This is a genomic window from Desnuesiella massiliensis, assembly GCF_001403615.1.
Classification (GTDB): Bacteria; Bacillota; Clostridia; order Clostridiales; family Clostridiaceae; genus Desnuesiella; species Desnuesiella massiliensis.
Map to the genome: position 1 here is coordinate 117,821 of NZ_LN879456.1, position 13,520 is coordinate 131,340.

Consider the following 13,520-nt stretch of genomic DNA (forward strand, 5'->3'; position numbering starts at 1 on the left):
GCAAAATCCGATAAATTTTTAAAAGATTTTTAGATTAATATTTGAAAAATATGAATATAAAGATAAAAAAAGGAATAAATAACAGGTATTTTTTCGAAAAAGTATTCAATGTGCATATATATTATGATATTATTATCTATAAGTAACAAGAAATGAAAGGTTGTGGAATGGTGTCCAAAAACAGTGTAGTTAAAGAAATAATAATTCCAATAATAATAATAGCGGTGGTGGCTATTCCTTCCGGAGCTTTTTCTTATGGATATGTGCTTTATAAACAAGATTTTAAAGAGCTATCAACTCTATATAAAGACCAGAAGTATGATGAAGCCTATACTCTTTTACAAGGAATTGAAGGTAGCTTTTATAGTAAATTAAGCTCGAAAAAGATTAATACAATGAAAAAAGATATGGAAGAATATAATAAAGCTAAAGAGGACCTGGGGAAGGCAGATGAGCTATATAAAGGACAAAAGTATTTAGAAGCCTTAGAAGCTTATAAAAATGTGTCTAAAAAGTATAGCAATCTCTATGATATAGCGCAGGAGAGGACAAGCAAGTGCAAAGAAGAATATGTAAATGCCAGTATAGAAGCATCTAAGAAAGAAGCTGCTAATGGAAAGTATGGAGAAGCTATAGCTCTATTAGCGGAAGTAGTTAAGATTGATGATAAACACACTGAAGCTATGAATTTAAAGGAGTTATATGAAAGAGAGCTTTCTATGGCCAAGGAAAAAGAAGAAGCTAAAAAGCCCTCTAGTAACGCTAGTAAATCCAATACAGGTAGTGCATCTGGAGTAGAGAAGCCAAAGGTTACTTATCCTAAGGTTGTTAATAAAGATGGCATGATACAGATAATTGAAAACGAAGCTCAAGACAAAGGTACATCAACGGTAAAGGGGTTTACAGTATCCTTTGTACCAGATTCCTTTAAGCTTTCTTCTAAACCTACTGCTTTTAATTATAGAGTAGTCACCAGTGGAGATGGTCCGAGAAATATAAGTTATTCAATCACCATAAAATACAATGGAGAGAGTAAAACTGAAAAATACACTTCGGGAGACGAAAATAGGTGGTTTCAACCAAAAGCTGCTGTTAAAAAAGGGACAAAGGGCACAGCGGAAGTGAATTTTACTTATAAGGGTAAGAACTATAAATTTACTAAAGCTTTTACATCTTAGATAAAATACATGGAGAAGGGAACCCTTCTCCATGTATTTTATTTTAAATTTTTTTTAATATATCTTTTAAGCTGAGCCTTTATAAATAAATATAGCAGAGGTAGAGCATATAATATTTCACCTGCCATAACAGAGATACCGAGATTAGGGAAGAAATACGTCAAGGCTTCCCCAAAGCATTCCGCTCCTATATAAATAAGGAATAAAGCTGATAATACAAATATTATATTTATATTTATTTTTAAAGTGGTTTTAAATATTAAAAGCATTATTATAGTGGAAGCAGCTACTCCTATAACCATGCCTGATATAGTTAAAAGTGGGCTGGTAATGATATTAGGTAAGGTGAATACCACAACTTCTAAACCTTCCCTAAAAACAGTGATTAAAGCTAATATAAATAAACTCGTAGATTTAATTGAGATATTTTCATCTACCTTAAGGAAATCGTAGTTTTTACTTAAATTTTGAAGTATGACTAGAGCATAAATTATAAGCATGGATAAAAATAGTTGTAAACCTGCCTCTACAAGGTCGATAGCCCCTCCTTCAAGAGTGCTGAAAAACATATTTAGCCCTATACCCGTTAAAACAGTTAATAGTAAACCAGTAGCTAATCCAAGATATATTCTTTTGCTTTCTTGAGGTTTGCCTATCTTATACATATACATTATTAGGGGTAATATAAAAATATAGATTTCAAGGCTCTCTCTGAAGGTAATTAATAGCGACGTTATCATAAAATCACCTCCTACAATCATTATATTTTGATTGCTATAGAAGGTGAATAAAAAAGGTCAAATTTTGGCATAGAATAATAAATTTTATTGTTTGATTATGATGATTATATGGGTTTAATATGATATTATTATTGTATATTGTTAATAATTAATATGAGGGATGCTTATGAATAATTCATTAGATACAAGAAGTAAAATATTACAGGTAGCCATAGATGCAGTGGGGCTAAGGGGCGAAATCACCGTAAGACAAATTTCAGAAAAGGCTGGAGTTAATGTGGCAGCTATAAATTATCATTTTGGCAGTAAGAATAATTTGCTTAAGGAAGTAGAAAATTATTATGCTGAAATTTTATATAATATGATGAAGGATGTATTATTAAGAGAAGGGAGTAATCCTAAGGAGAAATTAGTGCTCTGGACTAATAGTCTTATGGAATTCATGTTTAAATATCCAGCACTAATTGCATTAATAGCAAATTTAGCTACAGAAGATAGAGAATATAATCCAATATTAATTCAAAAGGTCTATTTAAATGAGGAGCTTGAGAATGTTATTACACTGCTTATCAAGGAAAGTACTGGCATAAGAGAGGAACGAATTTTGAAGTATAAATATCTTCAAATCTTTTCAGGTATATTAGGACCTATCATCGGTGAGGTAGTATCCTTAACTTATGGAAATAAAAATCATATTTTAAATATAAGTGAAAAAGGTCAAAGAGAAGAATACATAAATATGTTAATAGGGTCCATATTATAAACCAATTGCTAATTTTATCTTTGCAATTGGTTTTCTTTAGGATTTTAGGAGTGTAAGAAATGAAAATATCAAAGGCTCAGCTGTTGAGTGGCAAAAAATGCGAGAAAGCTCTTTGGTTTCAGCTACATGCTAGAGAGCAAAATAAAGAAAATAATAATCCTATAAAATTTGAAATAGAAGATTGGGTAGTAGAATGTGCTTTTAATTTATTTCCTCAAGGGAAAAGAATTTATGCCCGTGGAAAAACAAGGGATGAAGTTATTGAAGATAGTAAAAAAGCAATAGGGGAAAATAATAATGTCATATTCAATGCAGGTTTTGAAACTAAAGGCGTATTTTTTACTTGCGATATTTTAGAATTTAGTCATGAGGGTAACAAGCTTTATGCTGTTAAATCCTCTAATAGAGTAAAGATAGAGCATATTGAAGAGGCAGTCTATGAAAAATTTCTTTTAAAGCAGGTTGGAATATCCATAGAAAAGGTATTTATAATATATATCAATGCTGATTATGAAAGAACAGATGAGTTAGATTATCATGCTCTTTTTAATATTGAAGAAGTAACGGAGCATATATGTAAGTTTCAAGAAGATTATATGGATACAATGAAAAGCCTCAGGGCCTACAGCAAAGATTGTAAAGCTCCTTATAAGCCTTTAGGAGAATATTGTTTAAAGCCCTATGTTTGTGAGTTTAAAAGCATCTGCTGGCGGCATGTGCCTCAAAACTCCATATTTGATATTACCTCTTTCCCCTTAGATTTAAAGTTTAAATATTTTAATGAAGGAATTATAAGCTTTGAGCAGGCTATGGGAAAAGTAAAATTAAATGATAATCAGAAAATGCAAATTTTGTGTGAGCTTAAGGATGAAGAGGTTATTGATAGGGATAAGATTCATAATTTTTTAAATGAAATAAAGTACCCGCTTTACTTTTTAGATTTTGAAACCTTTAGCAGTCCTATTCCACAGTTTGAAAAGGTTAAACCCTATGAGCAAATTCCTTTCTTATATTCGCTGCATACTATAGATGCACCAGAAGGAGAACTTAAGCATAATTATTTTATAGCTAGTGTAGGTAAGGATCCTAGAAGGCCTTTAGCTGAAGCTTTAATAAATAATATTTCAACTAAGGGTTCTGTAATTGTTTATAATAAATCTTTAGAAAAAGCTGTGATAAAGGATTTAGCTTTACAGTTTCAGGATCTGAGCTCTAATCTTATGAAAATAAGAGAAAATATAAAAGATATGATGATAATATTTCAAAGGAGATATTATTATGTAAGAGCTATGAAGGGTAGTCATTCTATAAAGAATGTATTACCAGCTCTATTTCCTAATGATACGAAGCTAAACTATGAAGGGTTAAAAATAAAAAATGGAGAGATGGCTAATAATATATACACATTGCTATGGCTCAAGAGTAAAGAAGAACAAAATAACATAAAAAAGGAATTGGTAAAATACTGTAGTTTAGATAGCTACGCTATGGTTAAGATATTTGAAAGATTAAAAGATTTATAGATTAAAAGGGAGCTGCTCATTAGCAGTTCTTTTTTTATTTATATAAGACATCTCCAAAAAATAATTATAAGTTTAAGAAAAATGCTAATACTAAATATGAATATTATAAAAACAAAGTAAAAGGAGGAAGCTTTAAGCAAAAAAAAGAATGTTAAAAAAATAACCTATTTATGAAATTATAATGAATAGATTGTTTGGATAGCAAGTGAATATATTTTTTTATAAGTATGTCATTGTAAACGTTGCGGATTCAAGGAATTCAAAAATATTTTTACAGTTAAAAAACTAGCATTCATGCTATTGTAAACATTTAATAAAACATATATAAGCAAAAAAAGTTCAAAAAAATATAAAAAGTATGTTGAAATTTTAACAAAGTTATATTATAGTTACATTGTTAATAAATTAACTAACAAAAAATAATTTGTAAAGAGGTGCAATGTATGCCAGTAACAAATGTAGAACAATTAATGAAAAAATTATCTGAGGTCAGGGAAGCGCAGAAAAAGTTTGCTTCTTATACACAACACCAAGTAGATGAAATATTTAGGCAGGCGGCTATGGCAGCAAATAATTCTAGAATAAGACTCTCAAAGATGGCTGTTGAAGAGACTGGTATGGGAGTTGTTGAAGATAAAGTAATAAAGAATCATTTCGCATCAGAATATATATATAACAAATACAAAGATGAAAAAACTTGTGGAGTTATTGAAGAGGATAAATCCTTTGGTATTACAAAAGTAGCAGAACCTATAGGCGTGGTAGCAGCAGTAGTTCCAACCACAAATCCTACTTCCACAGCGATATTTAAAGCATTAATAGCTTTAAAAACAAGAAATGGTATTATATTTTCACCACATCCAAGAGCTAAGAAGTCTACTGTAGAGGCTGCTAGAACAGTATTGGAGGCGGCAGTTAAAGCGGGAGCGCCTGAGGGTATTATAGCATGGATCGATGAACCTTCTGTAGAGCTTTCACAAGTAGTAATGAGAGAGGCGGATATAATTTTAGCTACTGGAGGACCAGCTATGGTTAAAGCAGCATACTCTTCCGGTAAACCAGCTATAGGTGTTGGTGCAGGTAATACTCCAGCAATAATAGATGAAAGCGCTCATATTAGAATGGCAGTAAGCTCTATATTATTATCTAAAACCTTTGACAACGGAGTTATATGTGCTTCTGAGCAATCAATAATTGTTATGGATAAGATATATAAAGAGGTTAAGTCAGAATTTAAGGAAAGAGGAGCTTATTTCTTAAAAGGCGCAGAATTAGATAAAGTAAGAGATATAATTTTAATCAATGGGGCACTAAATGCAAAAATAGTTGGTCAAACAGCTTATAAAATCGCAGAGATGGCAGGGGTAAAAGTACCGGAGGAAACTAAAGTGCTCATAGGAGAAGTGGATTCTGTAGAATTAGAAGAGCCTTTCTCTCATGAAAAGCTATCTCCAATTTTAGGTATGTATAAAGCTAAAACCTTTGAAGAAGCTTTAAAAAAGGCATCTAGATTAATTGAATTAGGCGGATTTGGTCATACTTCAGTATTATACGCTGATCAAATAACTGCCAGAGACAAGATTGAAGCTTTCGGTGCAGCAATGAAAACTGCAAGAACTATAATCAATATGCCTGCTTCACAAGGAGCTATTGGCGATATCTATAACTTTAGATTAGCTCCATCACTAACTCTTGGCTGTGGTTCTTGGGGAGGAAACTCTGTTTCTGAGAACGTAGGACCTAAGCATTTATTGAATATGAAGAGTGTGGCTGAGAGGAGAGAAAATATGCTTTGGTTTAGAGTTCCAGAAAAGATTTATTTTAAATATGGCAGCCTACCAGTGGCTTTAAATGAATTAAGAGATATGAATAAGAAAAGAGCCTTTATTGTTACAGACAAGGTATTATATGATTTAGGCTTTGTAGATATGGTAACAAGAGTGTTAGAAGAAAATGATGTAGATTTTAAGATATTCTCAGATGTAGCCCCAGATCCAACCTTAGCTACAGCAAGAAAAGGTGCGGAAGAAATGCATAGCTTTAAGCCAGATACCATAATTGCCCTTGGTGGAGGATCACCTATGGATGCCGCAAAAATCATGTGGGTATTATATGAACATCCAGATGTTAAGTTTGAAGACCTAGCTATGAGATTTATGGATATAAGAAAGAGAGTTTATCCTTTCCCTAAGATGGGAGAAAAAGCTATGATGATAGCTATTCCAACCTCAGCAGGCACAGGTTCCGAGGTAACGCCTTTTGCAGTTATTACTGATGAAAAGACAGGAATAAAATATCCTTTAGCTGATTATGAATTGACACCAGATATGGCTATAGTAGATGCTGAACTTATGGTTGCTATGCCTAAGGGATTAACTGCTGCTTCAGGAGTAGATGCTTTAACTCATGCCATAGAAGCTTATGTCTCTGTTTTAGCTTCAGAATATACTAATGGTTTAGCTTTAGAAGCTATAAGACTGATATTTAAGTATTTACCACAGGCCTATAACGAAGGTACTACAAATATTAAGGCCAGAGAGAAGATGGCTCATGCTTCTACTATGGCAGGAATGGCTTTTGCTAACGCCTTCTTAGGAGTGTGTCACTCCATGGCTCACAAACTAGGTGCAATGCATCATATACCACATGGTGTAGCAAACGCTCTATTAATAAATGAAGTTATTAAATTTAATGCAGTAGGGAATCCAAGAAAACAAACTGCTTTCCCTCAATACAAATATCCAAATTCTATATTTAGATATGCAAGAATAGCAGATTATCTTAACTTAGGTGGAAATACAGAGGCTGAAAAAGTCGAGTTGTTAATGGAAGCTATAGATGAATTGAAAGCAAAGGTAAATATGCCAAAGACTATAAGTGAAGCTGGAGTTTCAAAGGAAAAGTTCTATGCAACCTTAGATGAAATGTGCGAGCAAGCTTTTGATGATCAATGTACAGGAGCTAATCCAAGATATCCTTTAATAAGCGAAATTAAGCAAATGTATATAAATACTTTTGAAGGAAATAAGGAACAATAGTATAAAAGCAAGGAGCTGATTTTATTCAGCTCCTTATATTTATGTTTACCTATACAAATATATAACAAAATTAATTAATTAATCTTAATAAGTTATCAACATAGTTAAAAGAATCAGTATATAGACTTTTAACTAAAGTTGGATCGTCAGTGATAATACCATCAATATTATAATTCATAGTATCATAGATATCCTCTTCCTCATTTAGAGTCCACACATATACTTTCTTATTTTTTAAATGAAGGTTTCTAACGATCTTATCACTTATAATTGACTGTTCTAAGCTATAAAAGTCTACATTGTCCATTGAATTTAAATCTCCAAGAGCCGCATAAACTATATAACCTACCTTTATATTGTGGTTAAGAGATTTAACCTTTTTAATAGAATCATAGTTTAAAGAGTGTATTAAACAAGAATCCTCCAAGTTATATTTTTCTATTAATTTAACCACCTTTTCTGATAGGCTGTCCCAATTGTTATCATAGGATTTAAGCTCAATCAATAGTTTAACTTTTCCTTTAGTTATATTAATAATCTCTTCTAATTTAGGAATTTTTTCTCCGGAGAAATCCTCTGAAAAACTACTGCCTATATCCTGGGTGATAAGCTCATTGTATGTCAATTCATTTATGGATTTATTAGTACCTGTCAATCTTTTGAGGCTTTTATCGTGCATTAATACAATTTCTCCATCCTTTGTTTCTTGAACATCAATTTCAACTATATCAGCTCCAGCATCTATGGCAGACTTAACAGAACTGATGGAGTTTTCAGGAGCTTTAAAGCTATAGCCTCTATGAGCTATTATTTTAACCTTTGATGGATAAAGTACCTTTTTAATATTAGAAGCAGTATAGGCGGTAGTTAGTGCTAATATAATTGTTGAAATAAGAAGAAGTATACTTTTATTTTTCTTAATAAATCTAAAAAAATTTTTTTCTAATCTATATTTGCTTATATATATCTTTTCTTGTGATAAATCGGAATATTCAATAGGGTGTAATTCAGTAAATATTTCCGTTAATAGCATTATATTTGAAGGTACATAAGCAATGGATAAAATCAGGAATAATTCATTGCCGAAGCTTATTAAAGGGACCATAATATTAATAATACTGGAAATATTGAAGTTTAATTCACTTAAAATTAAAAATATTAAACCTAATATAACTAGGGGTATTATAATCGTTATAAATAAAAGAATTAGCTTCCAGATCAAAAGTATCCAGCTTATTTTAATTACTCTTTTTCTTGTAATTTTAATACTTTCCTTTATAGCCTGAGACACCGAAAGGTTGTTGCATAGAATAAGATGAATAGAAAAAATCAATCTTATAGATAAATAATATACCCCTATGATAAAAATAAAATATAATACTGTGTACATAGGGTGGCTATATAAAGAGTCCATAATAAATTTAGGTATGGAAAGACTTTTAATCACACTTGAATTTAAACCTATGTTTATAAACGGAAGTATTATCATAATATATAAAACTAATATTAAAGCGCTAGGCTTTAATATATTTCTGAGCTTAGAACGACAGGCCTTTAAAGCTTTTAAAATGCTTATCTCATCCGTTGAATGGCTTTGAAGAGATAGACTTATAAGACCACCAAATTCTAAGAAAATAATTAAGGACGCGATAATGCCTATTATGATTACTGAAAGGAGCCCTCTTATTTTTGTGATAAATTTTAAAAAATCAGCATTTATTATGGCTTTAAGGCCTAGAACCCTTGTCAATAGTTTAAACATAAACATTGTAGAAGGTATTATAAAGATAAAGGATATAAGTTTAAAAAAGGTTTCAAAGATAAAAGATCTATAAAAACATTTTTTAAAATTAATCATAGAATTTTTCATTATTTTTGTAGTTTTAAGTTTGGTATTCATTGGTATCTCCTAAAATAAAAACTAAGTAGCGATAATTAAATAATAATTTATGTGGGTTCATTAATAAATACCTAAACCTAAAATTTAAGAAGATTTTAAGATATGACTAAATATAAAACATTATTAAAAGCCATCACCATAAATGCTTTAAACTCATTTATGGTGATGAACAAATGATTCATTAGAAGCTTTTATTCTATAACTATTTTTGTCACTAGCTCTTAATAGCTTATTTAATATTTTTATATTGTAGCCTTTTATATAGGCATAAGTAATAATAGAAGTAAATAAAGCTCCAGCAGTATCTGCTATCAAGTCTCCCATAGTATCCTGTAAGCTGCCCTTTTGAGAATTTAAGTTGAAAAGAAGATCTGTGGTAAATTCAAAGATTTCCCACAATGCTCCCATAGCTATAGCAAAACAAAGGATAAAAGTAATAATTAATAAAGAATCTTTTACTTGTAATTCATCACTTCCACGTAAGGATTTATATAAGTATAAAGCTATAATAGATAGTAATACTCCTGATAGAGTATGAAGCATTTTATCCCACCATGGAAAGATAGAATAAAAATCACATAATTTACCTAAAAACATAGATAAAAAAATAAATAGTAAAACTAATAAATATAGTTCTTCATTAATATTACAGTTGATCTTTTTTACATATATACTAAGACTAATCATTGTTGCTATAGTTAATATAGAATAAAAAGCATAAAATGAGTTTTTATTAATAATAAAAAATACTAGTGCACAACAAGATAAAAGTATAAATAAACTTTCCCATAATTGAATGTGGCTAAAAATCTTCTTTGATTCTTTCATAATAATAAATAGCTTAATATATTAAGCTATAATTCCCCCTCTCATAAATAAGATATAGTAAACTATATTAATCCAATAATAGATTTATCACTAATAATATTCTATATTAATCTAAAATAATGTCAAATTTAAAATTTAATTTTATATATAATGTAATTATAAAAGACAACGAAAATTACATTAAGAGGTGAATTATATGAATTTTTTGGAGCGAGTTAAGGTCAAGCTATTATGGGTTATTGAAGAAAGAGAAGAAGAGTTTGAGATTGTAGATGAGCAAGAAGATTTGAAGGAAGCTTATGAAAATGTATCTGATTTAGTAACTATCATTAGTAGCAATGTGATAATATAAAAATATTTAATAATAATTATTAAATAGTAAGAGAAATTATGTATTTTTTTAATTATTTATGATATATTTATATATATAGGAAGAACAAGAATATAATATTAATGAACGGATAATAATTAAGTAATTTAGAGAGGTGTGTATTATATGAAAAATGATGATTTGATGAAAAAATATATAGATAGCCTTAAAGGCGTAGGCGGTCTATTTAATGATGAATCTAGTGAAGGCTATAAATTAGAACCGAAACTTGAACCACAAGATATAAGCGATTCCTTATTTAGGTCTCTTTCACCAGAGAAACCACAATTGACTGAAGGCAAATTATATGGTGGAAGAGAAGAGTTAGCTAAGATGTTTGCACTGCTACTTTATAACTTAGGAATAGAAGAAGCAGTTAAATTTGCTCCAAAAGAATTGTGGTTAAAAGCCTTGGAAAATTATAAGGAGCAAAAATTATAATAAGTAAAAAGGAAAAGCGCTAAATTCTATTAGAATTTAACGTCAGGTTGCTTACAAGCCCCAGCTTATTTCTAATAGGCTGGGGCTTGTAGCGTAAATTATAAAGCACTGCTCTAGAACTTTACTTAGACCGCGAAAATAAGCGTAGCATAGTCCATGGATATTTTTTGAATCCGCAAAACTACGCTCAATTTGTATGTGGCCCTAGTCTATATGCTACTGCTGGCTTAATATTTCTAGCTATTAATTTCTTTAGAACTAAATTAGTAAAATACCCTGCATCTAATCCAATGAAATTTATATCAAAGCCAACCCTTTTTCTGGTGGTTGGTCTTTTTTTTAGCGGAGTTTTACCATGAGCCTCTCTATCTTCATTATATCTTTATCTAGTTCCTCTAGGTATTCTTTTGGTTCTACTGTAACTTGCACTAATTCAAAGTTACTCTTATTTCATAAAGATATTCTATTTTGAAACATCACTTCTTTGTTTCAGATAAGTTCAACTTTTGTCTTAAGCTAAAACAAAAGTTGAACTCAAATGAAATTGAAAACGATAAACTTTTCAAATAGAATAAACATTGAGGAGGGGAGGAAAAATAAAATCCAAGGATGAGATTATAACTAATCTTAATAGGGAAGTGGGATTATTATAAATGGATAAAGAAATTGTATCAATTCTTCAGATTTTATTAAATAGTACATTAATTACTACAAAAAGATTGCAAGAAGAAACTAATTCTTCAAAGAGACAAGTTACTTACAGGCTGAACAAAATTAATGATATGTTTAAAGTAAAAAGAGCACCACTTATATCTCTAGGAACTAATAAAGATATTATTGTTCAAAAAGAGACAAAGGATGCCATAAAAGAAATTTTAGAAAAAAACTATTCTAAAAATACTTACTACTTTAGCAAAACAGAACGACTTCTATATATGTATTTAATGCTTTTTATTAACATGGAGGATATTTCAATTAATCATTTTATATATTCTCTAAAGGTAAGTAGATCCACTGTAAATCTTGATTTTAAAGATTTGATACCGGATATTGAGAAAAAAGGTATTAAAATTAAGCACAATCGTAAAAACGGCTATTATTTAGTTGGGTCTGAAATGGAAATTAGAAGAGTACTTATTAAAAATATTATAGAGACCCTATCAAATGAAGAAGGTTCAAGAGTTTTTGACATTTTTATTGAGGAGTATAAACTAGATAGTTTTGAAAAAACTAAAAAAATTATATCAAAGCTTGTAAAAAAACATGAAATTACTTTTGTTGAAAACAGATTAGTAGAATTTATCTATATATTCATTTTTTTAAAAGCAAGAATGTTTTCAAAGAAAATGATTACTTCAGAAAATGTAGATATCCCTAATATTGCAGTTATGAACTCCATGAAGGAATATAAATTTGCTGAAGAATTATTAGAAGTATATGATAGCAAAGATAAGATAAAATCTCACGACGTAATGTATATTAGTGCTTGGATTTTGGGCATATCAGTAGGAAATGATGAAGAAGATACAAAAGACAGGACTGTAATTTCAGAAATTGTAGATAAAATGATGACAAAGTTTGAATATTTAAGTGGGGTTTATTATATAAGTCAAGAAAAAATATTTAAACAACTATACTCTCATTTTAGGCCAGCTTATTACAGACTTTTATTTAAATTACCTGTTTACAATCCACTTTGTGAAAAGGTAAAAGAAGAATACCGATTAGTATACAGAATTGTAAGTAATGCAATGAAAGAATTCTGCGGTCTATTTGGAGAGGAAATTCAAGAAGAGGAATTAGCATATTTAACAATGCATTTTGCAGCTATTTTCTCAAATAGAAAAGAATTTGATATTCTTAGAAAAAGGACAGCTCTAATAGTTTGTTCAAACGGTGTTGGTAGTTCAGCTATCTTACATGCAGAACTTACAAATTTATTTCCAGAACTACACTTTTTACCACCATTAGAATCCTCTAAACTAAAAGATTTCGTTGGACCTGTAGATATTGTGTTTACTACTAATTATAAAGCAGAGGGTTTAGAAATAGATGTACCAGTAATTAAAGTTAGTCCTGTTATGACCCAAAAGGAAAAATATAGGATTACACGTGAAGTGTACATTCAATTAGGTGATATTTTTTTAAGACAACCAAAAATAGATGAAGTTATGGATATAATAAAAAAATACGCGAAAGTAACTTCTGAAAGTACGCTTTCAAGTGAATTATTATCCTATTTTACACAAATAGAGAATTTTACGTCTAAAGGAGAGGAAGGACTTATGTTAAGTGATATTACAAATGAGACACTCATAAAACTAAAGGTGCCAGCTAAAGATTGGGAGGATGCTATTAGACAGTCAGCTTCTGTTTTAGTTGAAAATAATAAAGCAACTGAAGCATATGTAGATGCTATAGTTACTACAGCAAAAGAATCTGGCCCTTACATTGTAATTACAAAACATGTGGCACTTCCACATGCTAGACCAGAAGCAGGGGCAAAAGAAATTGCAATAGGAATTGCGACTTTAGAAAATCCTATTGAGTTTGGAAATGAAGAAAATGATCCTGTAAAGTATGTATTTTGCCTAAGTGCCATAGACAATAACAGTCATTTACGTGCTATGTCTGAGCTAGTTGAATTATTTGAAATGGATGAGTTCTTTGCAGCTTTGGATAGCGCTAAGGATCCTAAGGAAATTATTGATTTTATAAAATCACAGGAATCATAAAAGG

Annotated in this window: 10 protein-coding genes; 7 read left to right on the forward strand and 3 right to left on the reverse strand. The window is 30.2% G+C overall.

The window, feature by feature from the left end; genetic code table 11:
* Positions 1–170: 170 nt before the first annotated feature.
* Positions 171–1,178 carry a tetratricopeptide repeat protein gene (locus tag BN2665_RS11280; RefSeq protein WP_055667224.1) on the forward strand — a complete coding sequence of 336 codons (1,008 nt, stop codon included), beginning with the start codon at positions 171–173 and terminating at the stop codon, positions 1,176–1,178.
* A gap of 38 nt (positions 1,179–1,216) precedes the next feature.
* Here the strand turns inward: BN2665_RS11280 and BN2665_RS11285 are convergent, their stop codons facing one another.
* Positions 1,217–1,918, reverse strand: a complete 702-nt coding sequence (locus BN2665_RS11285) for an FTR1 family protein (protein ID WP_055667225.1) — start codon at positions 1,916–1,918, stop codon at positions 1,217–1,219.
* Positions 1,919–2,084: 166 nt separating this feature from the next.
* On the opposite strand from BN2665_RS11285, the gene BN2665_RS11290 reads away from it, so the two are divergent.
* The 3 genes from BN2665_RS11290 to adhE all read left to right on the forward strand — a co-directional run bounded on the left by BN2665_RS11290 (position 2,085) and on the right by adhE (position 7,242).
* Positions 2,085–2,681 carry a TetR/AcrR family transcriptional regulator gene (locus tag BN2665_RS11290; RefSeq protein ID WP_055667226.1) on the forward strand — a complete coding sequence of 199 codons (597 nt, stop codon included), beginning with the start codon at positions 2,085–2,087 and terminating at the stop codon, positions 2,679–2,681.
* A gap of 59 nt (positions 2,682–2,740) precedes the next feature.
* Positions 2,741–4,204, forward strand: a complete 1,464-nt coding sequence (locus tag BN2665_RS11295) for a DUF2779 domain-containing protein (RefSeq protein WP_055667227.1) — start codon at positions 2,741–2,743, stop codon at positions 4,202–4,204.
* Between the two features lie 443 nt (positions 4,205–4,647).
* Positions 4,648–7,242 carry a bifunctional acetaldehyde-CoA/alcohol dehydrogenase gene (gene adhE / locus BN2665_RS11300; RefSeq protein ID WP_055667228.1) on the forward strand — a complete coding sequence of 865 codons (2,595 nt, stop codon included), beginning with the start codon at positions 4,648–4,650 and terminating at the stop codon, positions 7,240–7,242.
* A 70-nt stretch (positions 7,243–7,312) separates the two neighbouring features.
* Here the strand turns inward: adhE and BN2665_RS11305 are convergent, their stop codons facing one another.
* Together BN2665_RS11305 and BN2665_RS27960 are read right to left on the reverse strand one after the other, a co-directional pair.
* Positions 7,313–9,142, reverse strand: a complete 1,830-nt coding sequence (locus BN2665_RS11305; protein WP_055667229.1) for a glycerophosphodiester phosphodiesterase — start codon at positions 9,140–9,142, stop codon at positions 7,313–7,315.
* A 153-nt stretch (positions 9,143–9,295) separates the two neighbouring features.
* On the reverse strand, positions 9,296–9,970 hold the full coding sequence (locus BN2665_RS27960; RefSeq protein ID WP_055667230.1) for a DUF2238 domain-containing protein: 675 nt from the start codon (positions 9,968–9,970) through the stop codon (positions 9,296–9,298).
* Positions 9,971–10,166: 196 nt separating this feature from the next.
* Here BN2665_RS27960 and BN2665_RS26990 point away from each other — a divergent pair, with 196 nt between their 5' ends.
* The 3 genes from BN2665_RS26990 (at position 10,167) to BN2665_RS11320 (ending at position 13,516) form a co-directional block, all read left to right on the forward strand.
* Positions 10,167–10,322 (forward strand): hypothetical protein, encoded by a 156-nt coding sequence (locus BN2665_RS26990; RefSeq protein WP_154674930.1) that lies wholly within the window; start codon positions 10,167–10,169, stop codon positions 10,320–10,322.
* 144 nt (positions 10,323–10,466) lie between these two features.
* On the forward strand, positions 10,467–10,781 hold the full coding sequence (locus BN2665_RS11315; RefSeq protein WP_055667231.1) for a hypothetical protein: 315 nt from the start codon (positions 10,467–10,469) through the stop codon (positions 10,779–10,781).
* Between the two features lie 653 nt (positions 10,782–11,434).
* Positions 11,435–13,516 carry a BglG family transcription antiterminator gene (locus tag BN2665_RS11320; protein WP_055667232.1) on the forward strand — a complete coding sequence of 694 codons (2,082 nt, stop codon included), beginning with the start codon at positions 11,435–11,437 and terminating at the stop codon, positions 13,514–13,516.
* Positions 13,517–13,520: the final 4 nt, after the last annotated feature.

What these genes read in the sequence shown, in the direction of transcription:
- BN2665_RS11285 (WP_055667225.1), bottom strand. Translation starts at nt 1,918, where the DNA reads ATGATAACGTCGCTATTAATTACCTTCAGAGAGAGCCTTGAAATCTAT.
- BN2665_RS11290 (WP_055667226.1), top strand. Translation starts at nt 2,085, where the DNA reads ATGAATAATTCATTAGATACAAGAAGTAAAATATTACAGGTAGCCATA.
- BN2665_RS11295 (WP_055667227.1), top strand. Translation starts at nt 2,741, where the DNA reads ATGAAAATATCAAAGGCTCAGCTGTTGAGTGGCAAAAAATGCGAGAAA.
- adhE (WP_055667228.1), top strand. Translation starts at nt 4,648, where the DNA reads ATGCCAGTAACAAATGTAGAACAATTAATGAAAAAATTATCTGAGGTC.
- BN2665_RS11305 (WP_055667229.1), bottom strand. Translation starts at nt 9,142, where the DNA reads ATGAATACCAAACTTAAAACTACAAAAATAATGAAAAATTCTATGATT.
- BN2665_RS27960 (WP_055667230.1), bottom strand. Translation starts at nt 9,970, where the DNA reads ATGAAAGAATCAAAGAAGATTTTTAGCCACATTCAATTATGGGAAAGT.
- BN2665_RS26990 (WP_154674930.1), top strand. Translation starts at nt 10,167, where the DNA reads ATGAATTTTTTGGAGCGAGTTAAGGTCAAGCTATTATGGGTTATTGAA.
- BN2665_RS11315 (WP_055667231.1), top strand. Translation starts at nt 10,467, where the DNA reads ATGAAAAATGATGATTTGATGAAAAAATATATAGATAGCCTTAAAGGC.
- BN2665_RS11320 (WP_055667232.1), top strand. Translation starts at nt 11,435, where the DNA reads ATGGATAAAGAAATTGTATCAATTCTTCAGATTTTATTAAATAGTACA.